The organism is Paraburkholderia xenovorans (genome assembly GCF_046030735.1).
In the GTDB taxonomy this organism is placed as follows: Bacteria; Pseudomonadota; Gammaproteobacteria; order Burkholderiales; family Burkholderiaceae; genus Paraburkholderia; species Paraburkholderia xenovorans_A.
This window is the reverse complement of sequence record NZ_JAQQBV010000001.1, coordinates 280,403-303,773: the sequence shown is the minus strand read 5'-3', so window position 1 is coordinate 303,773 and position 23,371 is coordinate 280,403. Positions and strand designations below refer to the sequence as shown.

Below are 23,371 nucleotides of genomic sequence, written 5' to 3'. Positions count from 1 at the left end.
CGCTGAGGCTTGACCTCAGCCATAAAAAAACCCGCTACTTGCGGGTTTTTTATGGCAATCCAACTGCCGCAAATTACAACACGTGACGCTTCGCCAATGGCGGAGCGTGTTCGAGTTGCAACTCGCAGGCTTCCGTGACGACGAGGTCGTTGTCTTTCGCGAAGTTCAGCACGAAATCGAAGGCCATCGGCTCGATATCCCGCAGGCGCGAATCGAGAATCACGCACTTGAGGTCGCCGATCATGGTCGGCCGCACGTACAACGAATATTGCAGATAGGCATTGGGACCTTTGCCGCCAGGACTCGGACCGAAACATGCCATGACGCCCGCGAGCCGTTCCGACCAGTCGCTCGGCCGAAATTTCTTTCCGGTCGAGGTAATGCCCTGAATGAAGAATTCGGTTGGAGCTGCTTCGGCCATGTAGGAATACCTGTGTGACTGCCCAACGGATGACGGCAAAGCCGACAGCTATACGGCCTTGGGGCGCCTGAACACGTCGGCCGCGCCGCTATGGCGGGCTGCGCCACCAGAAACCGCGAAGGGCTACTCGAACCGCCCCGGCGCTTACATGACGGCGCACCGCGGGGAAGCCTTCCGGGCGCGCGAGCCCGCGCGGACCGTGCTGCCGCAAGCGCGATACCGGCCTGCTGGGCTTTGGGATAACCCGCAGATTATAGCGCAGCGGGCCTTTTTCCGCACTGCACACAAGCCGCTTCCGCACGTTGCGCAAGGCTTTCAGACAGCTTTCCCGGCCTTCTGGGTGACTCGTCAAATGGGGCGAAATCCTTTATGCTGCTTTGAGTTACCACAAACGACGGCGGCGCCGTCCGGCAATCCTGCCGGGTGAGACCGCCGTATTTGTTTCATGACCGCCAAGAAAATTCGCCACTACCTGCAGTTCAAGGATTTCTCGCTGGACGACTACGAGTACGTGCTGGAACGCGCGCGCATTCTCAAGCGCAAGTTCAAGAACTACGAGACCTACCACCCGCTGCACGACCGCACGCTGGCGATGATCTTCGAGAAAAATTCGACTCGCACGCGCCTGTCGTTCGAAGCCGGCATCTTCCAGCTGGGCGGCCACGCGGTATTCATGAGCACGCGCGACACGCAGCTCGGCCGCGGCGAACCGATCGAAGACGCAGCGCAAGTGATTTCGCGCATGGTCGACATCATCATGATCCGCACGTTCGGTCAGGACATCCTCACGCGCTTTGCCGAAAATTCGCGCGTGCCGGTGATCAACGGGCTGACCAACGAGTATCACCCGTGTCAGGTACTGGCGGACATCTTCACGTACTTCGAGCACCGCGGGCCGATCCGCGGCAAGACGGTCGCGTGGGTCGGCGACGCCAACAACATGCTGTACACATGGATCGAAGCCGCGCAGATTCTCGGCTTCAAGTTGCAGCTGTCCACGCCGCCGGGCTACAAGCTCGACCGCGCGATGGTGGCAGCGGAGAGCGCGCCGTTCTATACGGAATTCGACGACCCGAACGAAGCCTGCGCAGGCGCCGACCTGGTCACCACCGACGTCTGGACCAGCATGGGCTTCGAGGCCGAAAACGAGGCGCGCAAGAAAGCCTTCGCGGACTGGTGCGTCGACGCCGAAATGATGGCGCGTGCCAATGCAGACGCGCTCTTCATGCACTGCCTGCCTGCGCACCGCGGTGAGGAAGTCAGCGCAGAAGTGATCGACGGTCCGCAGAGCGTCGTGTGGGACGAGGCGGAGAACCGCCTGCATGTGCAAAAAGCATTGATGGAATATCTGCTGCTCGGCAAGCTCAATCATTGAGCCAATGGCTCTGCAGCACCTGCGTGTAGCGCGACGGGGCCTTGAATACGAGGCAAGGCATCCACGTTCAGCGCCACGCAAACGGCGGTGGTTCGACAAGCACTGATGTAAAAAGGCGCGGGGAGATAACTCCCCAGCGCCTTTTTTCTTCATCGCCCTCTGCTGATGACGAGTTCAACGCTTCACAAGCAGACCGGCTCCGCTTCCAGCTTTACGCCAAACCGCGCCAGCACATCCTGCTGAATCGCCTGCGCAAGCGCCAGTACGTCCTCCCCGCTCGCTCCGCCGCGATTCACCAGCACCAGCGCCTGTCGCTCGTGCACGGCCGCCGCACCCATCGAACGACCTTTCCAGCCGCATCGATCGATCAGCCAACCGGCCGCGAGCTTCACCCGGCCATCCGCCTGCGGATACGAGACCAGATCGGGCTCCTTGAGCTTCAGCGCGTCGGACTGTGCCGCGTCCACCACCGGATTCTTGAAGAAACTGCCCGCGTTGCCGAGTACCAGCGGATCGGGCAGCTTCGCACGGCGCACCGCTACCACGGCGTCGAAGATCGCCTGCGCGCCAGGCTGCGCACCCGCGTGGCCGTTTGCGGCCAGCTCTCGCGCGAGATCCGCGTAGCCCGCTCGCGGCGTCCAGACCTTCGGCAGACGAAAAGTGACCGAAACGATGACGAAACGATCCCGCCCTTCCCGCTTGAAAAAACTGTCGCGATAGCCGAACTGACACGCCTCGGCGTCGAGCTCGACGACGGCGCCCGTGGCCAGTTCCACCGCCCGCAACGAAGCAAACCGCTCGCCCATCTCCAACCCGTAAGCGCCGATGTTCTGAATCGGCGCCGCGCCGACCGTACCCGGAATCAGCGCGAGATTCTCGAGCCCCGGCAGTCCCTGCGCCAACGTCCACGCAACGAAGTCGTGCCACGGCTCGCCGGCGGCCGCCTCGACATACCACGCGTCGTCGTCCTCGCGCACCAGCTTGCGGCCTCGCAATGCAACCAGCAACGCCAGCCCGGCGAAGTCGCGCGTGAGCACGACGTTGCTGCCGCCGCCCAGCACCAGCCGCGGCAAACCGGCCACACGCGGATCGCGCACGGCGGCCAGCAGTTGCGACTCGTGCTCGATCCGGCATGCAAACTGCGCGCGAACATCGAAGCCGAAGGTGTTATGCGCCTTCAGCGGATAGCCGGCAATCAATGCGGCGGAATCGGATTGGGACATCGGAACGGGAAGAATGCGACGGTAAATGAAACAGACAACGGCAATTGACCCCGCCTCGGGCTCCGGCCGCGCGACAATGCGCGGCGGCCTTGGGCAAAAGAGAACCGGGTCGGTAAAATGATGTCCGGTCCGTGATTATAGCGAGTGCCCCGCGAACGGCCGACCGGCCGCGTCGCGCACCGCAGCACTATTGGGAGAAAGCAATGCCATCGTTCGACGTCGTCTGCGAAGCAAACATGATCGAAGTCAAGAACGCGATCGAGCAGTCCAACAAGGAAATCTCAACCCGCTTCGACTTCAAAGGGTCGGACGCGCGCGTCGAGCAAAAGGAAAGCGAAATTACCGCCTATGCCGACGACGATTTCAAACTCGGCCAGGTCACCGACGTACTGGTGTCGAAAATGGCCAAGCGCAATGTCGACGTGCGCTTCCTCGACTACGGCAAGACCGAGAAGATCGGCGGCGACAAGGTCAAGCAGGTCATCAAGATCAAGAAGGGCGTGTCCGGCGACCTGTCGAAGAAAATCGTGCGTCTCGTGAAGGACAGCAAAATCAAGGTCCAGGCGAGCATTCAGGGCGACGCCGTGCGTATCACCGGCGGCAAGCGCGACGATCTGCAAAGCGTGATCGCGATGCTGCGCAAGGACGTGACCGACACGCCGCTCGACTTCAACAACTTCCGCGATTAACGCAGCGCGGCGTCGGCGTGGGGCTTCGTGGTCCGGCGCCGAGCGCGAGACGGGCGTCGATCGCCCTACGCATCCGAAGCGTCAGCAGCAAAAGAAGCTTCGGAATCGCCAGTCATGCGCGGCACCCGTCAACACTCAGTTTTCGTTGCCGTTCGCCGGCGCCGCCGCGGCTTTCTTCTTGTCGCCGATGCGGCTTTCCTCGCCGCGCATCAGCTTGGCGATATTGCCGCGATGGCGCCACACCAGCAGCGAACTCATCACGACGATCGCCAGCGCGACGATGTTCGGCCCGAACAGAAAGCCGTCGAACAGCGGCGCGAACACCGCTGCGGCCAAAGCCGCCAGCGACGAATAGCGCGTGAAGAACGCAACGATCAGCCAGGTGAGCAGGGTCGCGCCGCCGAGAACCGGATTGATCGCGAGCAGCACGCCCGCCGCGGTCGCCACGCCCTTGCCGCCCTGAAAGCGGAAGAAGACCGGATACAGGTGACCGAGAAACACGGCAACCGACGCAAGCGCCACGGCGTTACCGTCCAGCCCGTAGCGCGCGCCGAAATGCACGACCACCCACACCGGCAACCACCCTTTGAATGCATCGCCGATCAGCGTGAGAATCGCGGCCTTCTTGCTGCCGCTGCGCAGCACGTTGGTGGCGCCCGGATTGCCGGAACCGTACGAGCGCGGGTCGTCGAGACCCATCGCGGCGCTCACGATCACGGCGAACGACACCGAGCCGATCAGGTAGGCAACGACAGCAACGATCAGGTTTTGCATCGGGGACTCTTATAAGGATCAGCGGTCTGACACTCGACACCCTAACCGCAACAGGGCAAACAACACGAAACCGAGCGGCGCACATTCTACCGAACCCGACGGCTCGCAAGACATTCAGGCAAACGTCAATCGACGCTCGCGCACTGCACGGACTTCGCCTCCAGCAAATCGGTCAGAACCCGCGGCGCGATGCTCACGAGAAAACCGCGCCGCCCGCCGTTCAGCCAGATCTGGTCCAGCTCCAGAATCGTGGACTCGACGTACACCGGCATCTGCTTGCGCGTGCCGAATGGAGACGTGCCGCCGATCAGATAGCCGGAATGCCGGTTCGCCACCTCGGGCTTGCACGGCTCGACGCGTTTCGCGCCGATCTGCCGCGCCAGATTTTTGGTGCTGACGGTACGATCGCCGTGCATCAGAACGATCAGCGGCTTTGCGTGCTCGTCTTCCACCACGAGTGTCTTGACCACGTGATGCTCGTCCACGCCGAGCTGGCGCGCCGACTCCGCGGTACCGCCGTGCTCGACGTAGTCGTAAGGATGTTCGCCGAACGCGACGCCGTGACGGCGCAGAAACTGTGTCGCGGGCGTTTCGGAGACGTGTCTGGATTTGCTCATCGGCGCATTGTAATGGCGAGTTTGCACAGCGGCTATTGGCCGTTCGGCCAATTGTTCGAGCCCGGCGATTGTGGCACGATCGTTCGAAAATCATCCGGTGCAACGCATGCCGGCTCGATCAACGGATCAGGAGACTTGCATTGAGCGCCGCTTCACCCATTCGCCACGACATCGACATTCCCGCGTTGCTGGCCGCGCTGCCCGCGCGGATCGCCGAGATTCCGGCGCTCGCCGCCGCGCGTGATCCCCAGCATGTCGCGCTGATCGAAGACGCGCGCCGCCTGACCAACGCGCAACTGCAGCAAGCGGTCGAGGCCGCCGCCGCGCTGCTTGCCGGATTCGGCGTGCGCGGCGGCGATCGCGTGATGATCGTCGCGGAAAACAGCATCGCGCAGATCGTGCTGCTGTTCGCCGCCGCGAAGCTCGACGCATGGGCGCTGGTGTCGAACGCGCGTCTTTCCGCCGCCGAACTCGATGCGATCCGCGCGCATGCGCAACCGCGGGTCGTTGCGTACGCGGTGGAAAGCTCGGCCGACGCGCAACAGCACGCACTGCGTCATCAGGCTGTCGAAGCGCCGGCCATCGAGCCGGGCATCGGCGCATGGTCGTACACCGTCGACGCAACGGCGCATGCCGAACCCGTCGAGGTAACCGGCGAGCGCCAGTGCGCCGCGCTGATCTACACAACCGGCACCACGGGCACGCCGAAGGGCGTGATGCTGTCGCACCGCAATCTGCTGTTCATTGCCGCCGTTTCGAGCCGCCTGCGCAAGGTCGGCCCTGACGACGTCGTCTACGCCGTGTTGCCGATCTCGCACGTGTACGGTTTCGCGTCCGTGTGTCTCGGCAGCCTGCATGCGGGCGCCACGTTGCGGCTCGTGCCGCGTTTCGCGCCGGAAGCCGTGCGTCGCGCGCTTGCCGAAGAACGTGTGTCGATCTTCCAGGGCGTCCCGGCGATGCACGCGAAGCTGCTCGAGCATCTGCACACGCAGGGCCACGCGTGGTCCGCGCCGCATCTGCGCTTCGCCTATTCGGGCGGCTCGCCGCTCGACGCCGCGTTGAAGGCTCACGTCGAAAGCGTCTACGGGCTGCCGTTGCACAACGGCTATGGAATGACTGAAAGCAGCCCGACCGTGTCGCACACGATGCTCGACGCGCCGCGAAGCGATTGCTCGGTCGGTGAGGTGATTCCGGGGGTCGATGTGCGTTTCGTCGGGTTCGACGGCATCGACGCGGCACCGGGAAGAATCGGCGAGCTATGGGTGCGCGGTCCGAATGTGATGCTCGGCTACTACCGCAATCCGGAGCAGACGCGCAGCGCCGTCACTGAAGACGGCTGGCTCAAAACCGGCGACCTCGCGCGCCAGGATCCGGACGGCGCGTTGCATATCGTCGGGCGCAGCAAGGAGCTGATCATCCGCTCGGGCTTCAACGTGTATCCCGCGGAAGTCGAGCAGGCGTTGAATGCGCATCCGCACGTGGTGCAATCCGCGGTGATCGGGCGCGCGGTCGAGGGCAACGAGGAGGTGATTGCGTTCGTCGAAGTCATGGCGGGCGCCACGGTAACGCCCGCCGAGTTGATTGCATGGTGTGGCGCACGGTTGGCGCCGTATAAGCGCCCCGCCGAAGTAAAGGTGCTCGCCACGCTGCCGGCCGCGTCGACCGGAAAGATTCTGAAGCACCGGTTGCGCGAGTATGTCTAGTGCGGCGGTTGCCGTGACGAAGGCGGCACCGCTCACGGCTCCCGGTCCACCCTCAGCTCACCTTCAACCCCGCGGATGATGCTGCGCATGCAGCGATTTCAACCGCTCGCGGGCCACGTGGGTATAGATCTGCGTAGTCGAGATATCGGTATGCCCAAGCAGCAGTTGCACCACACGCAGATCGGCGCCGTGGTTCAGCAAGTGCGTCGCGAACGCATGCCGTAGCGTGTGCGGCGACAAAGGCGCATGCACGTCGGCTGCCGCCGCATGTCGCTTGATGATGTTCCAGAACTGCTGGCGCGTCATCCCTTCGGCGCGTGAAGTCACGAACAGCGCATCGCTCGCGCGCGCGCCCAGCAGCGCGGGCCGCGCTTCGCGCAGATAGCGTTCGATCCAGCCATGCGCTTCTTCGCCGAATGGGATCAGCCGCTCCTTCGAACCCTTGCCCATCACGCGCACCACGCCTTCGTTCAGGCCGACTTCCACCGTCTTCAGCGTGACGAGTTCAGTGACGCGCAGTCCGCTCGCGTACATCAATTCCAGCATCGTGCGATCGCGCAGACCCAAAGCGGTCTCAATATCCGGTGCGCCGAGCAGCGCTTCGACTTGCGCCTCGGTGAGCGTCGAAGGAAAACGCGGCGGCTGTTTGGCTGAGCGAATGCGTACTGTCGGATCGATTGTCGCGCGATGTTCTCGCACCGCCCAACCGTAGTAGCGGCGAAACACCGAGAGCCGCCGGTTCGCCGAAGTCGATTTGTCTTTCTGACGCGCTGCGCTGTACGCGTTCAGATCGGCTTCCGAAGCGGTGTCGAGCGACGTATTGCGGCTATGAGCAAGCCACTCGCAGAACAGGCGCAAGTCGCGCCGGTATGCATCGAGCGTGTTGCGCGACAAACCGTGTTCGAGCCACAACGCGTCGCAGAATGCATCGATCGATGCCGTGCTCGCGAGAAACAGAGGGGACGCGACGGGCGCGTCGTCAGCCAGGGTGTCGCTCATGCGTACGGAAGACCTTCATGCGCCAGCAGCCAGCGCTTGACGTTGAGATAGAACCCATCTTCAGCATGATGCGCGAAGCCGCCGAGGCCGCTCGAACTCACCACCCGATGACACGGGATCACAATCGGAAAATAGTTGGAGCCGCATGCCTGCCCGACCGCGCGCGGCATGCTGCCGACCTGCTTCGCCAGTTGGCCGTAAGTCAGCACGACGCCCGGCGGGATGTTGCAGATCGCGTCCCACACGCGCTTCTGGAACGGTGTGCCGACCGGCGCGAGCGGCAAGTCGAACTTCGCCGAAGCCAGTTCGAAATAACGCTCGATCTGCGCGACCGCCTGCTCGGCAAGCGGCGTGTCGGGCGCGACGCTCTGCATCGACTCGGGCAAATAGACGATCTCGCGCACAGCCTCGCCCTCGAGGCGGATGCCGACCTTGCCGAAGGGCGCATCGATTACTGCGTTGAACATGATTGCTGCTCCGTGACTGGCGGCGCGGCACTGCGTTACGTTGTCATGTTGCGCGATAGCGTACCTGCATGGGATGCAGGTACGCCGCCAACAGCAAACGCCCGCCGGAATCCCGCTACTTTACGCTGCTTCCAATGCCCATTCCACATGCTCGCGGACTACTGCGGATGGGTCGTCAGCACGCGATCTCAGCGCATCGACGATACCCTCGCGAGCCTCCGCGCCCAGCGCTCCACCCGAGGCCCGCAACGCATTCCCCATCCCAACAGCAAGATTGCGCAGCCAGCTCTCATAGCCGATGCGACGAATCGCACTGCCCTGCATGCGCGTGTCGAAATCGTCCGCGCTCCACGCGAACAACTCCACCAGCGACGCGCGATCGAGCCCATGCCGCACATCGAAATCGGCGACCGGCGCGGCCTGCGCGAACTTGTTCCATGGACACACGAGTTGACAATCGTCGCAGCCATACACGCGATTGCCGATCAACGGACGCATGTCCAGCGGGATGCTGCCCTTCAGCTCGATCGTCAGGTACGAGATGCACAGGCGCGCATCGACCTTATACGGCGCGACGATCGCACCGGTCGGACATGCGCCGATGCAGCGCGTGCAACTGCCGCAATGCGCGCCGGGTGTTTCAGGCGCGGTTTCAGGGGAAGTTTCGGCGTCGGTGGGCAACGGCACGTCGACATAGATTTCGCCGAGGAAGAACAGCGAGCCCGCGTCGCGCTGCAACAGCAGCGTATGTTTGCCGCGCCAGCCGAGGCCGGCCTTCTGCGCGAGCTCCACTTCGAGCACCGGCGCCGAATCGGTGAAGACGCGGTAGCCGAACGCGCCGATCTCTGTTTCGATCCTGTCGGCCAGTTGCTGCAGACGGTTGCGCATCACCTTGTGATAGTCGCGGCCGCGCGCATAAATCGACACCACCGCGGCCGACGGATCCGCGAGCCTGGCATGTTCGGCCGCGCGCCAGTCGTGCGGCGGGAGCGGCGGGAGCGCCGCAGCAGGCGTCGCATGCTCTGCGCCGCGATCCTCCAAAGCGCTTTCGCCGGGCTTTCCGCTCAACGTCTGCGCGGGCAGATAAGCGATGCGCGCGGTAATCACACGTCGCGTACCGGCCACAAGCTCGGCGGGCCGCGCGCGTTTCATCCCGTGTTTCGCCATATAATCCATCTCGCCGTGGCACCCCGCTTCCAGCCACGCTGCAAGCGGCGCTTCGGCAGCAGAGAGATCGGTATCGCTGATACCGATCCCTGCGAAACCCAGTTCACGGCCCCATGTTTTGATGTTCAGCGCAAGCGTGCTCAGCGCCGCTTCATCGAAACGACGCTCGGCACGCGCATCGTCGGTAGATGCGGGCGTGCAGGCAACGGGGGACTCCGGACTTCGGTTCATCACGCCATTTTACGAGAATGCCCGTCAATCCCGATCTCGCGATCCAACCGTCCGCGCCTGTCCTCTTCGAACGCACGTTCGCGCTCGCGGACGAAGCCGCCACGAATGCGTTCGGCGCACGCTTCGCGCAGGCGATCGAAAGCGTGCGCGAAGCGGCGCATCGCAACGCGGATGAACACGCGCAAGGCGAGAACAACGCGCCGGACGCAAACAGCAAGGCGGCGTTCGACGGTCTGCAGGTCCAGCTCATCGGCGATCTCGGCGCCGGCAAAACCACGCTCGTGCGCGCGACCTTGCGCGGCCTCGGCCATAGCGGCCGGGTGCGCAGTCCCACGTACACGCTCGTCGAACCCTACGTGCTCGAACGACCCTCAGGGGAACTCGCGCTCTATCACTTCGATCTGTACAGATTCACCGATCCGGCCGAATGGGCCGACGCGGGTTTTCGCGAGTACTTCGACAGCGGCGCGATCTGCCTTGTCGAATGGCCGCAACGCGCCGGGCGTCTTCTAGGCGTGCCGGATCTCGTCTTCTCACTCGAGCTGGACAGCCGCAACGAGGCGGACGGCCGGGTGCTCGTCGCCCGGGCCTACAGCGAATCAGGAAAGGCATGTCTCGAAAGATGTTGATCAAACCGTTCCGCTCGATCGAATCGGCGGCTACCGCAACGCATAACTGGCGGCGCCGGCAGATTCTGCGCGCGGGCGCGTCCACGCTGATGCTCGGGCTCGTCGCACCGCGTCTTGCGCTGGCCAGTTCGGTGCTGGGCGTGCGCGTCTGGCCGGCACGCGACTACACCCGCGTGACGATCGAATCGGACCAGCCTTTGCAGAACGCGCAGCAATTGCTGCAAGGTCCCGACCGGCTGGTGGTCGATCTGAGCGGGCTCGATCTCGATCAGTCGCTGAAAGACCTCGTGTCGAAGATCACGCCGAACGATCCGCAGATCCAGTCGGTGCGGGTCGGTCAATATCAGCCGCACGTGGTGCGCATGGTGTTCGACCTGAAGGGTTCGGTGAAGCCGCAGGTGTTCACGTTGCCGCCGGTCGGCGCGTACAAATACCGGCTGGTGTTCGACCTGTACCCCGCCGTCGCACCCGATCCGCTGATGGATCTGCTCGCACAGACCGAGCGCAAGCAACAGACGCTCGACGAAAACAGCGCGCCGCCCGCCACGCTGAGCGGCCCCGGCACCACGCCCCCAACCGCCGACAACAGCGAAGCGTTTTTCGAGCGCTACGCGCAGAACGGTGGCGGTGGTGGCGGCAGCGCGTCCGGCGTGCCGCATCCGCCGGCGCATCTGACGCCCACGCCCATGCCGCCGATCCTCGGCAAGCTGGCGGCGCCGGTCGTGCCGCCTGTCGCGATCGCGCGCAACAACAAGGGCGCCGGCGCGGGTGCCGCCGCTGGCGGCATGAGCGGAAGCACCCCGGGCAGCACGAGTGGCAGCACCCTCGGCAGCAGCGACGACGATGGCGGCGACAACTACGCATTCACCAACCCGAAGACCGGCAAGAGCAACACGGTGCGCCTGTTGACCGTCGCGATCGATCCGGGTCACGGCGGCGAAGACCCCGGCGCGATCGGCGGCTCGGGCACGTACGAGAAGCACGTCGCACTCGACATCGCGAAGAAACTGCGCGCGAAGATCGACGGCCAGCCGAACATGCGCGCGATGATGACCCGCGACGCCGACTTCTTCGTGCCGCTCAACGTGCGCGTGCAGAAGGCGCGGCGAGTCGGCGCGGACCTGTTCGTGTCGATTCACGCAGACGCGTTCACCACGCCGGACGCGAAAGGCTCGTCGGTGTTCGCGTTGTCGGAGCATGGCGCGTCGAGCGCCGCTGCGCGCTGGATGGCGAACAAGGAGAACTCGTCGGACCAGATCGGCGGGATCAACATCAAATCCGCCGACGCCACCGTCAACCGTGCGCTGTTCGACATGTCGACCACCGCGCAGATTCGCGACTCGATGCGCTACGGCAACTTCGTGCTGAAGGAAATCGGCGGCATCAATAAGCTGCACAAGGGCTCGGTCGAACAGGCGGGGTTCGCGGTGCTGAAGGCGCCGGACATTCCGTCGATCCTCGTGGAAACGGCGTTCATCAGCAACCCGGATGAAGAGCGCCGCCTGAACGACGACGCGTATCGCGAGAAAATGGCCGATGCGATCATGACCGGCATCAAGCGCTATTTCGCAGCGAACCCGCCGTTGGCGAAGAGTCGCATGACGTGAGGCAAGCACGTGAAAAACGGCCGCTCAAACGCGGCCGTTTTTCATATCGCGCAGCGAAGCTTGTTCATCGGGCTCATCAAGGTCAACGCGCGGGCGCAAGCCGCTGCATCACCCAACCACCGAACACGTTCACGGCCAACCCCGCCATCACCAGCAACGCGCCGGCAATCTGCGCCGCGGACAATTGCTCATCCAGAAACAGCGACGCGGACGCCAGCCCGACAATCGGCACGAGCAACGAAAACGGCGCGACCTGGCTCGCCGGATAGCGCGACAGCAAGCGGCTCCACAATCCATAACCAATCAATGTCGCGATGAACGCGAGGTAAACGATCGCGAAGATCGACATCGCGCTGATTCCGGCAAGCGCCGTGACGATCCGCTGCGGCCCTTCGAGCGCATACGACAGCGCGAAGAACGGCAACGGCGGAATCAGGCTGCCCCACACCACCAGCCCGACCAGATCGACGTTGCCGACCTTCTTCGTGACGATGTTGCCGAGCGCCCACGAGCACGCGGCGCACAGGGTCAGCACGAAACCGGCGAGCGTCATCGCATGGCCGCCTTGCAGGCCGATCACCGCGAGTCCGCCTGCGGCGATCAACAGGCCGACGACGTTCGGCAAACGAAACCGCTCATGCAGAAACAGCGCCGCGAAAATCAGCGTGAAAAACGCCTGCGCCTGCAACACCAGCGACGCGAGACCGGCCGGCATGCCGACATACATCGCCGAGAACAGGAACGCGAACTGGCCGAACGAGATGGTCAACCCGTACGCGAACAGCCAGCGCAACGGCATCTGCGGACGTTTGACGAAGAACACCGCCGGCACCGCGGCGAGCGTGAAGCGCAAGGCGCCGAGCAGCATCGGCGGCACACCGTGCAGCCCCACCTTGATCACGACGAAATTGACGCCCCACGCAACGACCACGACCAGCGCGAGCAGCAAGTCCCTGGGTGACATCCCGGTCTCCAGTTTTTTGTTCGATCCGCCAGTTTAGCGGACGAGGAAACGCCCAGCGAACCCGCACGCTACGGGTTCCCGGAGACAGGCAACGGCGGCGAGCCGTCAGCATTCCACCCAGCGCAGTAGAATCGACAATCGCCCCAAAAATCCAACCCCCTCCCACAAGCCGAGCCTGCCCATGTCTTCCTCGATCAAAGCCGTCCTCAAGCCGCATCTGCGCGACGTCGGCAGTCTGACCGTGCGGCGCGTGCTGCCGGCCATGGCCGCCCGTCTGATCGGCCCGTTCATTTTCTTCGACCACATGGGCCCCGCGCGGCTCGAACCGGGCGTCGGCCTCGACGTGCGTCCGCATCCTCACATCGGCCTCGCCACCGTCACGTACCTGTTCGAAGGCGCGATCATGCATCGCGACAGCCTCGGCTCCGAGCAGAAGATCGTCCCCGGCGACGTCAACTGGATGACGGCCGGCCGCGGCATCGTCCATTCGGAACGCACGCCCGCGGAGGACCGCGCGAGCGGCCTCGCCATGCACGGAATCCAGACCTGGGTCGCGCTGCCGCTCGAAGACGAAGAAGTGGAGCCGTCGTTCGAGCATCACGCGGCGGATACGCTGCCCGTGATCGAGCGCAATGGCGTGCGGCTGCATGTGATCGCGGGCACCGCGTTCGGCGCGACTTCGCCGGTCACGACATTCTCCGGCACGCTGTACGTGTGCGCACTTTTCGCGCCGGGCAGCGCGTTCGCGTTCGAACCGGAGCACGAGGAACGCGGCGTCTATCTGGTGGACGGCGATCTGGAAATCGACGGCACGCCGCTCGAAGCAGGCCAGATGGCCGTGCTGGCACTCGACGAAACCGTCACGCTCGCCAGCACCAACGGCGCGCGCGTGATGCTGCTGGGCGGCGAGAAACTGGACGGCGAGCGCTTCATCGAATGGAATTTCGTCGCGAGTTCGCGCGAGAAAATCGAGGCCGCGAAGCTCGCGTGGACCCATCAGGAAATGGGCACGGTGCCGGGAGAAACCGAGTGGATTCCTTTGCCCGAGCGCAAGGGCCATTGAAATTCCCCGCTTTGACCCCAACTGAACGAACATCTGTTTTATCCACGAGGACGCAATGGACACCACTCTGGCCACATTCGAACAGGACGTGATTACGGCGTCGACCCTGGCCCCTGTGCTGGTCGACTTCTGGGCGCCTTGGTGCGGCCCCTGCAAAACGCTCGGTCCGATGCTCGAAAAGCTCGAAGCCGAAGCGGCCGGCAAATGGAAGCTGGTGAAGGTCAACGTCGACGAGAATCAGGAACTGGCCGCGCATTTTCAGGTGCGCAGCATTCCGCACGTGATGGCGTTTGCCGACGGCCGCCCGGTCGATCAGTTCATCGGCGTATTGCCTGAAGGGCAACTGCGCGAGTTTCTCGATCGTCTCGTGCCGCAAGGACCGGAAGCCGCGCGCGTCGACGCGCAGGCGGCGCTCGCCGAAGGCCGTCGCGAAGACGCATACGAAGCGCTGCAGGCCGCGCTCGCCTACGACCCGGGCTTCGACGAAGCACGGATGGACCGCATCGAATTGCTGCTGGAAGACGAACGCATCGACGAAGCGCGCAGCGAAGTCGACCTGCTGTCGCCGAAAACCACACAAGGGATCGACGCGCGCTTCAATGCGATCAAGACGCGTCTGGATGCCGTCGACGCCGCCGCCGATCTGCCGCCCACCGATGCGCTCGAAGCGAAAGTTGCCGCGAATCCGGACGATCTCGAAGCGCGCTTCGATCTGGCTAGCGCGTTGATCGCCCGTTTGAAGTACGAAGGCGCGCTGGAGCATCTGCTCGCGATCGTGCAACGCGACCGCACGTTCCGCGACGATATCGGCCGCAAGACGATGTTGTCGGTGTTCGATCTCGCCTCGCATCAACCGCAACTGGTGTCGCAATGGCGCCGCAAGCTGAGCGCGCTGCTGTACTAACCCGAGCGCTGCTTTACGCTTTCAGAAATTCAGGTGCGGCGCTGGCCGCACCTGCAGCAAAACCCTCACCCCGCCGCCTGTTTCGCCAACGCTCGCAACACATGCGCGGCTGCGGCAAAACCAAAGCTCGCGGTCACGCATACGCTCGAACCGAATCCCGCACAGTTGAGACCGACCGGCCCCGTATGGCCCGGCGACGTGCTCACGTGTTCCGCTTCTTCGTCGATATCGCAGACGGCCACCTCGGGATAGATCAGCGGCTCGTCGGAATACACCGCGCTCACCTTGAACTTCGCTTTCGGACCGCGCGGAAAGCCGTGCTGTTTGCGCAGTTGTCCGCGCACCTTCGAGAGCAGCGGGTCCTGAATCGTCAGCGCGAGATCGTCGATACGGATGCGCGTCGGGTCCAGTTGGCCGCCCGCGCCGCCCACCGTGATCAACGGCTGATTGCGCTCGACACACCATGCGATCAACGCGGTCTTGGTGCGCACGCTGTCGATCGCATCGATCACGTAATCGAAACCACCGCCGAGCGTCGCAGCGAAATTATCCGGCTCCACGAAGTCTTCGATCAGCCGCACATCGCAGAACGGATTGATCGCCGCGATCCGTTCGGCCATCGCCTCGACCTTCGGTTTTCCGTAGTTGCCGTCGAGTGCGTGGATCTGCCGGTTAGTGTTGCTCTCGGCAACGTTGTCGAGATCGATCAGCGTCAGCGTGCCGAGCGCGCTGCGCGCCAACGCTTCCGCCACCCACGACCCCACTCCGCCGATACCGATCACCGCGACATGTGCGCCTTCGAATGCGGCCAGCGCGGGCGCGCCATAGAGACGGGCGATGCCGCCGAAGCGCCGCGCGCGGTCGGCGGTTTCGCTCCCGTCGAGGGTGGTAGTAAGATCGGATTGCGCGGCAGTGCTTGACATGGTGACGGGCTCGGTGGATACGGAAAAACAGTGGGCAAAACAGAAAGCGCTAGCGCTCGCACACGCCCGCAGCCCGTATTTTGCCTGATCGCATCGATTCGCATGACCGCACGCATCGGAACACAAGCGGCAAACCGGGTGAAGCGTTGGCCCGGCTGCGCGCAAAAAATTTTCTCCTTAGCTATACTGGACTGACTGTAGCGTTCGCATAAGAACATGACCTCACTCGCCGAACTTCGAAAAAACTATTCACTGGGTTCTCTGGACGCGGCCGATATCGACCCTGATCCATTTCGCCAGTTCGACGAATGGTTTCAACAAGCTGTCGACGCCCAGCTACCCGAGCCGAATACGATGACGCTCGCCACGGTGGATTCGCGCGGCCGGCCTTCGGCGCGCATCGTGCTGATCAAGGTTGTCGACGAACGCGGCTTCGTGTTCTTCACTAATTACGAAAGTCGCAAGGGCCGCGAACTCAACGCGAATCCCTTCGCGAGCCTGCTGTTCTACTGGATCGAACTCGAACGCCAGGTGCGTATCGAAGGCCGCGTCGTCAAAACGAGCGCGGAAGAAAGCGATGCCTATTTCGCGTCACGTCCGCTCGGTTCACGGATCGGCGCATGGGCGTCCAATCAGAGTCAGGTAATTGAAAGCCGTTCGCAGCTCGAAACACGCGAACGCGAAATCAGCCTGCAATACGGCGACCAACCGCCGCGCCCTCCGCACTGGGGCGGTTATCGTTTGGTGCCCGAAGCAATCGAATTCTGGCAGGGCCGGCCGTCGCGTCTGCACGACCGTCTGCTCTACACACGTTCAAGCGAAACTAGCGACTGGCAAATCTCCCGCCTATCGCCTTGAATCTGAATACAACACCGTACGCGCGCAGCCGAAGCAGCCGCGCGCGCCGGCCGGATTGCGCTTCGCGGCATAGGAGTCGGGCCGCACGATGAGCAGCAATCCACACAGGCTTTGCTTTAGTTCAACGGACACGGAGAAATCACATGTTCTGGGAGAAGAAGCTGGCGCAGTGGGTGGAAGACGTAAAAACCACGGCTAACCTGCCTGCACGTCTTGTGCTGTGGGACGGCCAGCAACACGACTTCGGGCAGTTTGCCGCGCCTCGGGTCACGCTGCATGTCAAAAGCGCCACGGCGCTGCCTTACCTGCTCGAACCGAGCCTCGACAATCTTGGCGAGGCTTACGTGAAGGGCAAGATCGACATCGAAGGCAAGCTGTCGGACATCATCAATATCGGCTATTCGCTTGCGCGCAGCACCGTCACCAGTGCGAGCAAGCTGGCGCGCGTACGACGCTACTTCAATCACTCGAAGTCGTCGGACAAGAAGGCGATCCAGTATCACTACGACGTCTCGAACGAGTTCTATCAGTTGTGGCTCGACGAGAACATGGTGTACTCGTGTGCGTACTTCGAGAACGGCGACGAAGACCTCGCCACCGCGCAGATCAAGAAGATCGACCACATCCTCACCAAGATCCAGTTGCAGCCCGGGCAGCGTCTGCTCGACATCGGCTGCGGCTGGGGCGCGCTCGTGCTGCGCGCGGCGTCGAAGTTCGGCGCGCAGTGTGTGGGCGTGACGTTGTCGCAGAACCAGTTCGATCTGGCCACCGCGCGCGTGAAGGCCGCCGGTCTCGAAGACAAGATCGAGATTCGTCTGCAGGATTATCGCGACGTCGACGGCCAGTTCGACCGGATCACGAGCGTCGGCATGTTCGAGCATGTGGGCCGCAAGAATCTGCCGGGCTACTTCCAGAAGATTCGCGACCTGCTGGTCGACGACGGCGTCGCGATGAACCACGGCATCACGTCGAGCGATTCGGACAGCGGCGAAACCGCACTGGGCGGCGGCGAGTTCATCGACCGCTACGTGTTCCCGGACGGCGAACTGCCGCACATCAGCCTCGCGCTCGAAGCGATGCAACGCGGCGGGCTCGAAGCGGTTGACGTCGAAAGCCTGCGCCGTCACTATGCGCACACGCTGGACATCTGGGCGGAAAACTTCGAGGCGCGCGCGGACGAAGCACGCAAGCTCGTCGACGACGAAAAATTCCGCATCTGGCGCGTGTATCTGGCCGGTTGCGCATATGCGTTCGAAAACGACGACGTGTCGATCTACCAGGTGGTATGCCGCAAAGCGGGCCGCAGCGCCAAAACCCTGCCGTGGTCGCGCCGTTATATGTACGACAAAACGCTGTGATAGATTGCGCCGCGGCGTTTTTGCCGTGACCGCGAAGCGACGCGGCGCAACTTTCAACAGCAGGTCGAACGACGATGGGCCAAAGCGGGACACACGAAGTCGATGAAGAGCCGGTAAGCGGCGAACCGGACGTGCAGGCCGACGCCGTGCAGTTCGATCTGTTCGGGATGCCGATCGAGCCGGCGGCTGCGCCTGCGAAAGCCGATGCAAAGCGCGATGCCAAAGCGCCGCGCGCCGCAACTGAATCATCCGAGCCGCCGGCCAACAACGCCGACGCACCGAAAAAACGCCGCACTCGCGACGTCACCGCCGCCCCGCCGTCGCCCGAACTCCTTGCACTTGCCGCACAGTTGCCGCCGCAGATTCACCTCGGCACGTCCACGTGGTCGTTTCCGGGCTGGAACGGCATCGTCTACGGCGACGAATACAGCAACAGCAAACTCTCGCGCGAAGGCCTCGGCGCCTATGGCGCGCATCCGTTGCTGAAAACCGTCAGCATCGACCGGTCGTTTTATCAGGCGCTCACGGTCACCGAATACTTGCGTTACGCGCAGCAGGTGCCGGAGCATTTCCGCTTCATCGTCAAAGCGCCGATGACGGTCACCGACGCCACCGTGCGCGCCGAACGCGGCGAGCCGGTCGAACTGAATCCGTGCTTCCTGAATGCGCAGATGGCCATCGACGATTTCGTCACGCCTTGCGTCGAAGGCCTCGGCAAAAAAGCCGGCGCGCTGGTGTTTCAGCTTTCGCCGTTGCCCGATCAGATGCTTGCGCAGCCGGCGGCGTTCATCGAACGACTCGGCGCTTTTCTGCACGCGCTGCCGGCACTTCCCGACGGCACCTGCTACGCAGTCGAAATCCGCGATGCCAGTCTGCTGACGCCGCGCTTCATCCGCACGCTGAAAGCGGCCGGTGTGCGGTATTGCGTGGGGATTCATGCGCGGATGCCGGATCCGCTGCGCCAGGCGGCGGCGCTCGCGCTGCTCGACGGCGAGCCGTCCGGCCCGTTGATCGTGCGCTGGAGCCTGCACGGCGGCTTCAAATACGAGCAGGCGAAGGCCAAATATGAACCGTTCAACCGGCTGGTCGATCAGGACCCGGCCACCCGTGCGTCGCTCGCCGAGGTGGCCGCGCGCTACGCGCTGGCCGGCCAGCCGGTGGTGATCGCGATCAACAACAAGGCGGAGGGTTCGGCGCCGTTAAGCTGCGTGGAACTGGCGCGCGCGATTGTCGACGCATACACGCGCCAGGTTCATGAGCACGAACATGAAGACGTTCGTGAAAAAGAGGACGCAGAAGAAGCGCCGCCTGGTGAGCAGGACACATCGCCGCAGAGCGAGGAAAGCAGCGAAGACCCTGAAGCGGGTTGACCGCTGCCTCACTCACTCCACAATCTCCACAATCGGCTCGATGCGCAGTACTTCAGCTCGCCTTGATCCGATGCGCGAACTTCTGCCGGAATTTCGCGACCTTCGGCGCCACCACGAACGAGCAGTAACCCTGATTCGGGTGCTGCGCGAAGTAGTTCTGGTGATACGCCTCCGCGGGCCAGTAGTTGCCGTCGAGCGGCAGCACCTGCGTGACTATCTGGCCGTCGTAAATCCGTTGATCGGCAATCTCGCGGATCGCCTGTAGCGCCGTTTCGCGCTGCGCGTCCGAATGCGTGAAAATCACCGACCGATACTGCGTACCGACGTCATTGCCCTGGCGGTTCAGTTGGGTCGGATCGTGGATCGCGAAGAAAATATCCAGAATCTCGCGATAGCTGATCTTCGCCGGATCGAAGTCGACTTTGACGACTTCCGCGTGGCCGGTCACGCCGTCGCATACCTGTTCGTAAGTCGGATGCTGCGCCTCGCCGCCCGCATAGCCCGACTCCACCGCGTTCACGCCGTCGACGCCCAGATACACGGCTTCGAGGCACCAGAAACATCCGCCGCCGAGAGTGGCGACTTCGCTTGTCTGACTCATGCTGCTTGCTCCTTGAAACTCACAATCGGCCGGTGCCGCTTACTCTTCAGCGCAACGCTCGTGCCACGGCCCAAGCATTCCAGCTTAACGGATTTCCCATCGACCGACAGGGGTCGCAGCCGAGGTCCTCTGCAATTGCAGTTAAAATCCAAACAAATTGACGATTTTCACTATGACTTTCGAATCATTTGTTTCCAGCCGTACGCGCGTTGAGTTCACGCCGGGGTTCAGCCGGTTTGCGCGGAAGGCTCACGCCCAATGAAGCGCGCAAGCCCGCCCAACTTCGACCAACCCGCCTTCAAACAGGCGCTCGGTCAATTCGCCACCGGCGTGACCGTCATTACGACGCGCGCCGAGTCCGGTCAACTGATCGGCATCACGGCCAGTTCGTTCAATTCGGTTTCGCTCAATCCGCCGCTCGTGCTGTGGAGTCTCGCGACGCGGTCCGCGTCGATGCCGGTGTTCCGCACGAATAGCCACTACGTGATCAACGTGCTGGCCGCATCGCAACTGGATCTGTGCAAACGCTTTGCGACCGTGAAGGGCGATCGCTTCGAAGGGGTGTCCCACGCGCAAGGCGACACCGGCATGCCGGTGCTGGAAGGCGCGCTCGCGTGGTTCGAATGCCATAACCGCAGCCGCTACGAAGAGGGCGACCACGTGATTTTCGTCGGTGAAGTGGAGCGCTGCGGCGTGCGTGCGGATGCCGCGGAAATTGCACCGCTTGTGTTTCAGAACGGGCAATTTCACGGGCTCAAAGGGCTTTGAACCGAAGCGCCGGCGCCGCCGCGATCTCAGCGGTCGTTGTGCACGGCGCTATGGCCGCCGGTCTTCGTGACCAGCGAAACCGGCACGCCTGAATCTTCCTTCAACGTCTGCAGCACGATATTCGAACGGATATCCATCACGCCCGGCGCTTTGTACAAACGCTGCAGCACGAAATCCGAATAATGCTTGAGGTTGTGCGCGAGTACCCGCAGCAGGTAATGCGTCTCGCCGGTCACGACGAACGCGCCGACCACCTCCGGCCAATCCCGCACCGCTTCCGCGAAACGCTCGTGCCAGTTCTCCTGGTCGTTGCGCATCGACACCTGCACGAACGCTTCCAGTTCGAAGCCCAGCACCTCGCGGTTCAGACACGCACGGTAATGCTCGATGACGCCCTGCTCTTCCAGCAGACGCAGGCGTCGTAGACAGGCTGATGGCGAGAGCGAAATCCGCTCCGCAAGATCGAGATTGCTGATCCGTCCTTCTTGCTGAAGCACCGTCAAGATACGGCAATCGGTGGCGTCGAGCGAGATCGCGTTCATATTCGGTCTCCCTTTCCCATTTGAATCAAATTATGTTCCAAGACAAGCCGCAGAAGGAGATTTTTTCGCAATCACATTTCGCGGCAGGCCACCTATCATTCACCGATAGACACAATTCGCCGATGGAGACATGGACACACTCTGGGACATCACGCCAGCCGTCGATACGACGACACCCGTCTGGCCGGGCGATACGCCGGTCGGCATCGAACGCGTGTGGCGCATGGAGGCAGGCTCGCCGGTCAACGTCGCGCGGCTCACGCTGTCGCCGCACACCGGCGCTCACACCGACGCGCCGCTTCACTACGACGCCGGCGGCGCCGCGATCGGCCACGTTCCGCTCGATGCGTACCTCGGCCGCTGCCGCGTGATTCATTGCATCGGCGCGACGCCTGTTGTGACGCCACAACACCTGGCCGGCTCGCTCGACGACCTGCCGCCCCGAGTCTTACTGCGCACTTACAAAACCGCACCCACCACCGCGTGGGATAGCGCGTTCTGCGCAGTCGCGCCGGAGACGATCGACCTGCTGGCAGCCAACGGCGTGAAGCTGATCGGCATCGACACGCCGTCGCTCGATCCGCAGGAATCGAAGACGATGGACGCCCACCACCGGATCCGAGCGCATCGGATGGCGATTCTCGAGGGCATCGTGCTGGATGCCGTCGCGCCCGGCGATTACGAGCTGATCGCACTGCCGCTGAAGCTGACCACGCTCGACGCAAGTCCGGTGCGCGCCGTGTTGCGCGCGCTGCCCGACGCTGGCTGAGCGAAGCGCAAGGCGACGCAACGCAAGGCAACGCGAAGGAATGCGGGGCCTCACCACCAAACACTTTGATCTGACCGACTGGACCACCATGAACCACCGTGACGAAGCACTGGCGCTCGACCGCGCCGACCCGCTGGCCGCGCTACGCGATCAATTCGCGCTGTCGTCAACCACGATCTACCTCGACGGCAATTCGCTCGGCGTGCCGCCCGCCGCCGCCGCGCAACGCGCGCAGACCGTGATCGGCGCGGAATGGGGCGAAGGGCTGATCCGCAGCTGGAACACGGCCGGCTGGTTCGAGTTGCCGCGCCGGCTCGGCAACAAGCTCGCGCCGCTGATCGGCGCGGCCGACAACGAAGTGGTCGTCACCGATACGATTTCGATCAATCTGTTCAAGCTGCTGTCCGCCGCGTTGCGGCTCGCGAATGCGCGTGACCCGAAGCGTCGCGTGATCGTGTCCGAGCGTTCGAATTTCCCGACCGATCTGTATATCGCGCAAGGGTTGATCGAACAGCTCGACCGCGGCTATGAACTGCGTCTCGTCGACGATCCGTCCGAGCTGCCCGCCGCGATCGGCGACGACACGGCGATCGCGATGATCACGCACGTGAACTACCGCACCGGCTATATGCACGACATGGCCGCGCTGACCCAACTGATCCACGACAAGGGCGCACTCGCGCTGTGGGATCTCGCGCATTCGGCCGGCGCAGTGCCGGTCGATCTGAATGGCGTCGGCGCGGATTACGCAGTGGGCTGTACGTACAAGTATCTGAACGGCGGTCCGGGTTCGCCGGCCTTCGTGTGGGTGCCCAAGCGTCATCAGAACGATTTTTCGCAACCGCTCTCCGGCTGGTGGGGACACCGCGCGCCGTTCAAGATGGACCCGGCGTATCAACCGGACGACGGCATCGGCCGCTTTCTGTGCGGCACGCAGCCGATGGTGTCGATGTCGCTGGTCGAATGCGGACTCGACGTGTTCCTGCAAACGGATATGCAGGCGATCCGCAGCAAGTCGCTGGCTTTGACCGATCTGTTTATCGAACTCGTCGAGGCTCGTTGTGGCGAATTCCCGCTGAAGCTCGTGACGCCGCGTGAACATGCGCGGCGCGGCTCGCATGCGAGCTTCGAACATCCGCAAGGTTATGAGGTGATGCAGGCGTTGATCGCGCGCGGCGTGATCGGCGATTATCGCGAGCCGTACGTGTTGCGATTCGGCTTTACACCGCTGTATACGCGGTTTGTCGATGTGTGGGATGCCGTGGAGACGCTGCGCGAAGTACTCGTCAACGAGACCTGGCGGGCCCCTGAATTTGCCGCTCGCGGCGCGGTGACCTGAGGAGCGCGCG

The 23,371-nt window shown here is 63.3% G+C and carries 24 protein-coding genes; 13 read left to right on the top strand and 11 right to left on the bottom strand.

Annotated features, from left to right (window positions below; translation table 11 throughout):
• Positions 1-73: 73 nt before the first annotated feature.
• Complete coding sequence (locus PQQ51_RS01415; RefSeq protein WP_408494167.1) at positions 74-421, bottom strand: DUF3579 domain-containing protein; 348 nt, start codon at positions 419-421, stop codon at positions 74-76.
• A 445-nt stretch (positions 422-866) separates the two neighbouring features.
• Between PQQ51_RS01415 and argF the strand changes: the two genes are divergently transcribed.
• Entirely contained in the window at positions 867-1,796 is a 930-nt protein-coding gene (gene argF / locus PQQ51_RS01410; RefSeq protein WP_408494165.1) for an ornithine carbamoyltransferase, read from the top strand.
• Positions 1,797-1,978: 182 nt separating this feature from the next.
• Here the strand turns inward: argF and murB are convergent, their stop codons facing one another.
• Positions 1,979-3,019 (bottom strand): UDP-N-acetylmuramate dehydrogenase, encoded by a 1,041-nt coding sequence (gene murB, locus PQQ51_RS01405; RefSeq protein WP_408494163.1) that lies wholly within the window; start codon positions 3,017-3,019, stop codon positions 1,979-1,981.
• Between the two features lie 203 nt (positions 3,020-3,222).
• Here murB and PQQ51_RS01400 point away from each other — a divergent pair, with 203 nt between their 5' ends.
• The gene (locus PQQ51_RS01400; protein WP_408494161.1) at positions 3,223-3,708 is read left to right on the top strand and encodes a YajQ family cyclic di-GMP-binding protein; all 486 of its coding nucleotides are present in this window, start codon (positions 3,223-3,225) and stop codon (positions 3,706-3,708) included.
• Between the two features lie 135 nt (positions 3,709-3,843).
• On the opposite strand, the gene plsY is transcribed toward PQQ51_RS01400, so the two are convergent.
• Together plsY and ybaK are read right to left on the bottom strand one after the other, a co-directional pair.
• The gene (gene plsY, locus PQQ51_RS01395; RefSeq protein ID WP_408494159.1) at positions 3,844-4,482 is read right to left on the bottom strand and encodes a glycerol-3-phosphate 1-O-acyltransferase PlsY; all 639 of its coding nucleotides are present in this window, start codon (positions 4,480-4,482) and stop codon (positions 3,844-3,846) included.
• A gap of 125 nt (positions 4,483-4,607) precedes the next feature.
• Positions 4,608-5,099 carry a Cys-tRNA(Pro) deacylase gene (ybaK, locus tag PQQ51_RS01390; protein ID WP_408494157.1) on the bottom strand — a complete coding sequence of 164 codons (492 nt, stop codon included), beginning with the start codon at positions 5,097-5,099 and terminating at the stop codon, positions 4,608-4,610.
• A 140-nt stretch (positions 5,100-5,239) separates the two neighbouring features.
• Between ybaK and PQQ51_RS01385 the strand changes: the two genes are divergently transcribed.
• Positions 5,240-6,802, top strand: coding sequence for a class I adenylate-forming enzyme family protein (locus tag PQQ51_RS01385; protein WP_408494155.1), 1,563 nt, complete (start codon positions 5,240-5,242; stop codon positions 6,800-6,802).
• 63 nt (positions 6,803-6,865) lie between these two features.
• Here PQQ51_RS01385 and xerD read toward each other — a convergent pair whose 3' ends face one another.
• The 3 genes from xerD to queG all read right to left on the bottom strand — a co-directional run bounded on the left by xerD (position 6,866) and on the right by queG (position 9,666).
• A complete protein-coding gene (gene xerD / locus PQQ51_RS01380) occupies positions 6,866-7,801 on the bottom strand; it encodes a site-specific tyrosine recombinase XerD (RefSeq protein ID WP_408494153.1) in 936 nt (311 codons plus the stop codon).
• Positions 7,798-8,268 (bottom strand): methylated-DNA--[protein]-cysteine S-methyltransferase, encoded by a 471-nt coding sequence (locus PQQ51_RS01375; RefSeq protein WP_408494151.1) that lies wholly within the window; start codon positions 8,266-8,268, stop codon positions 7,798-7,800. The genes xerD and PQQ51_RS01375 overlap by 4 nt, the downstream gene beginning before the upstream one ends.
• A 120-nt stretch (positions 8,269-8,388) precedes the next feature.
• On the bottom strand, positions 8,389-9,666 hold the full coding sequence (queG, locus tag PQQ51_RS01370) for a tRNA epoxyqueuosine(34) reductase QueG (protein WP_408494149.1): 1,278 nt from the start codon (positions 9,664-9,666) through the stop codon (positions 8,389-8,391).
• A gap of 17 nt (positions 9,667-9,683) precedes the next feature.
• Between queG and tsaE the strand changes: the two genes are divergently transcribed.
• Positions 9,684-10,295, top strand: a complete 612-nt coding sequence (tsaE, locus tag PQQ51_RS01365) for a tRNA (adenosine(37)-N6)-threonylcarbamoyltransferase complex ATPase subunit type 1 TsaE (protein WP_408494147.1) — start codon at positions 9,684-9,686, stop codon at positions 10,293-10,295.
• Complete coding sequence (locus PQQ51_RS01360; protein ID WP_408494145.1) at positions 10,277-11,902, top strand: N-acetylmuramoyl-L-alanine amidase; 1,626 nt, start codon at positions 10,277-10,279, stop codon at positions 11,900-11,902. The genes tsaE and PQQ51_RS01360 overlap by 19 nt, the downstream gene beginning before the upstream one ends.
• Before the next feature lie 82 nt (positions 11,903-11,984).
• Here PQQ51_RS01360 and PQQ51_RS01355 read toward each other — a convergent pair whose 3' ends face one another.
• Positions 11,985-12,866 (bottom strand): EamA family transporter, encoded by an 882-nt coding sequence (locus PQQ51_RS01355; protein WP_408494143.1) that lies wholly within the window; start codon positions 12,864-12,866, stop codon positions 11,985-11,987.
• A gap of 181 nt (positions 12,867-13,047) precedes the next feature.
• On the opposite strand from PQQ51_RS01355, the gene PQQ51_RS01350 reads away from it, so the two are divergent.
• Both PQQ51_RS01350 and trxA read left to right on the top strand, forming a co-directional pair.
• Complete coding sequence (locus PQQ51_RS01350; protein ID WP_408494141.1) at positions 13,048-13,929, top strand: pirin family protein; 882 nt, start codon at positions 13,048-13,050, stop codon at positions 13,927-13,929.
• A gap of 55 nt (positions 13,930-13,984) precedes the next feature.
• The gene (gene trxA, locus PQQ51_RS01345) at positions 13,985-14,833 is read left to right on the top strand and encodes a thioredoxin (RefSeq protein ID WP_408494139.1); all 849 of its coding nucleotides are present in this window, start codon (positions 13,985-13,987) and stop codon (positions 14,831-14,833) included.
• A gap of 65 nt (positions 14,834-14,898) precedes the next feature.
• On the opposite strand, the gene tcdA is transcribed toward trxA, so the two are convergent.
• Positions 14,899-15,756 (bottom strand): tRNA cyclic N6-threonylcarbamoyladenosine(37) synthase TcdA, encoded by an 858-nt coding sequence (tcdA, locus tag PQQ51_RS01340; RefSeq protein ID WP_408494137.1) that lies wholly within the window; start codon positions 15,754-15,756, stop codon positions 14,899-14,901.
• A gap of 216 nt (positions 15,757-15,972) precedes the next feature.
• On the opposite strand from tcdA, the gene pdxH reads away from it, so the two are divergent.
• The 3 genes from pdxH to PQQ51_RS01325 all read left to right on the top strand — a co-directional run bounded on the left by pdxH (position 15,973) and on the right by PQQ51_RS01325 (position 19,342).
• On the top strand, positions 15,973-16,614 hold the full coding sequence (pdxH, locus tag PQQ51_RS01335; RefSeq protein WP_408494135.1) for a pyridoxamine 5'-phosphate oxidase: 642 nt from the start codon (positions 15,973-15,975) through the stop codon (positions 16,612-16,614).
• Between the two features lie 143 nt (positions 16,615-16,757).
• Positions 16,758-17,972: a class I SAM-dependent methyltransferase gene (locus tag PQQ51_RS01330; RefSeq protein ID WP_408494133.1), complete on the top strand. Its 1,215-nt coding sequence runs from the start codon at positions 16,758-16,760 to the stop codon at positions 17,970-17,972.
• Between the two features lie 74 nt (positions 17,973-18,046).
• Complete coding sequence (locus PQQ51_RS01325) at positions 18,047-19,342, top strand: DUF72 domain-containing protein (RefSeq protein WP_408494131.1); 1,296 nt, start codon at positions 18,047-18,049, stop codon at positions 19,340-19,342.
• Positions 19,343-19,394: 52 nt separating this feature from the next.
• Here the strand turns inward: PQQ51_RS01325 and msrA are convergent, their stop codons facing one another.
• Complete coding sequence (gene msrA / locus PQQ51_RS01320) at positions 19,395-19,943, bottom strand: peptide-methionine (S)-S-oxide reductase MsrA (RefSeq protein WP_408494129.1); 549 nt, start codon at positions 19,941-19,943, stop codon at positions 19,395-19,397.
• A gap of 258 nt (positions 19,944-20,201) precedes the next feature.
• Here msrA and PQQ51_RS01315 point away from each other — a divergent pair, with 258 nt between their 5' ends.
• Complete coding sequence (locus tag PQQ51_RS01315; RefSeq protein ID WP_408494127.1) at positions 20,202-20,711, top strand: flavin reductase family protein; 510 nt, start codon at positions 20,202-20,204, stop codon at positions 20,709-20,711.
• A 26-nt stretch (positions 20,712-20,737) separates the two neighbouring features.
• Here PQQ51_RS01315 and PQQ51_RS01310 read toward each other — a convergent pair whose 3' ends face one another.
• Positions 20,738-21,253, bottom strand: coding sequence for an Lrp/AsnC family transcriptional regulator (locus PQQ51_RS01310; RefSeq protein ID WP_408494125.1), 516 nt, complete (start codon positions 21,251-21,253; stop codon positions 20,738-20,740).
• 130 nt (positions 21,254-21,383) lie between these two features.
• Between PQQ51_RS01310 and kynB the strand changes: the two genes are divergently transcribed.
• Entirely contained in the window at positions 21,384-22,022 is a 639-nt protein-coding gene (gene kynB / locus PQQ51_RS01305) for an arylformamidase (RefSeq protein ID WP_408494123.1), read from the top strand.
• Between the two features lie 88 nt (positions 22,023-22,110).
• The gene (gene kynU, locus PQQ51_RS01300) at positions 22,111-23,361 is read left to right on the top strand and encodes a kynureninase (RefSeq protein WP_408494121.1); all 1,251 of its coding nucleotides are present in this window, start codon (positions 22,111-22,113) and stop codon (positions 23,359-23,361) included.
• Positions 23,362-23,371: the final 10 nt, after the last annotated feature.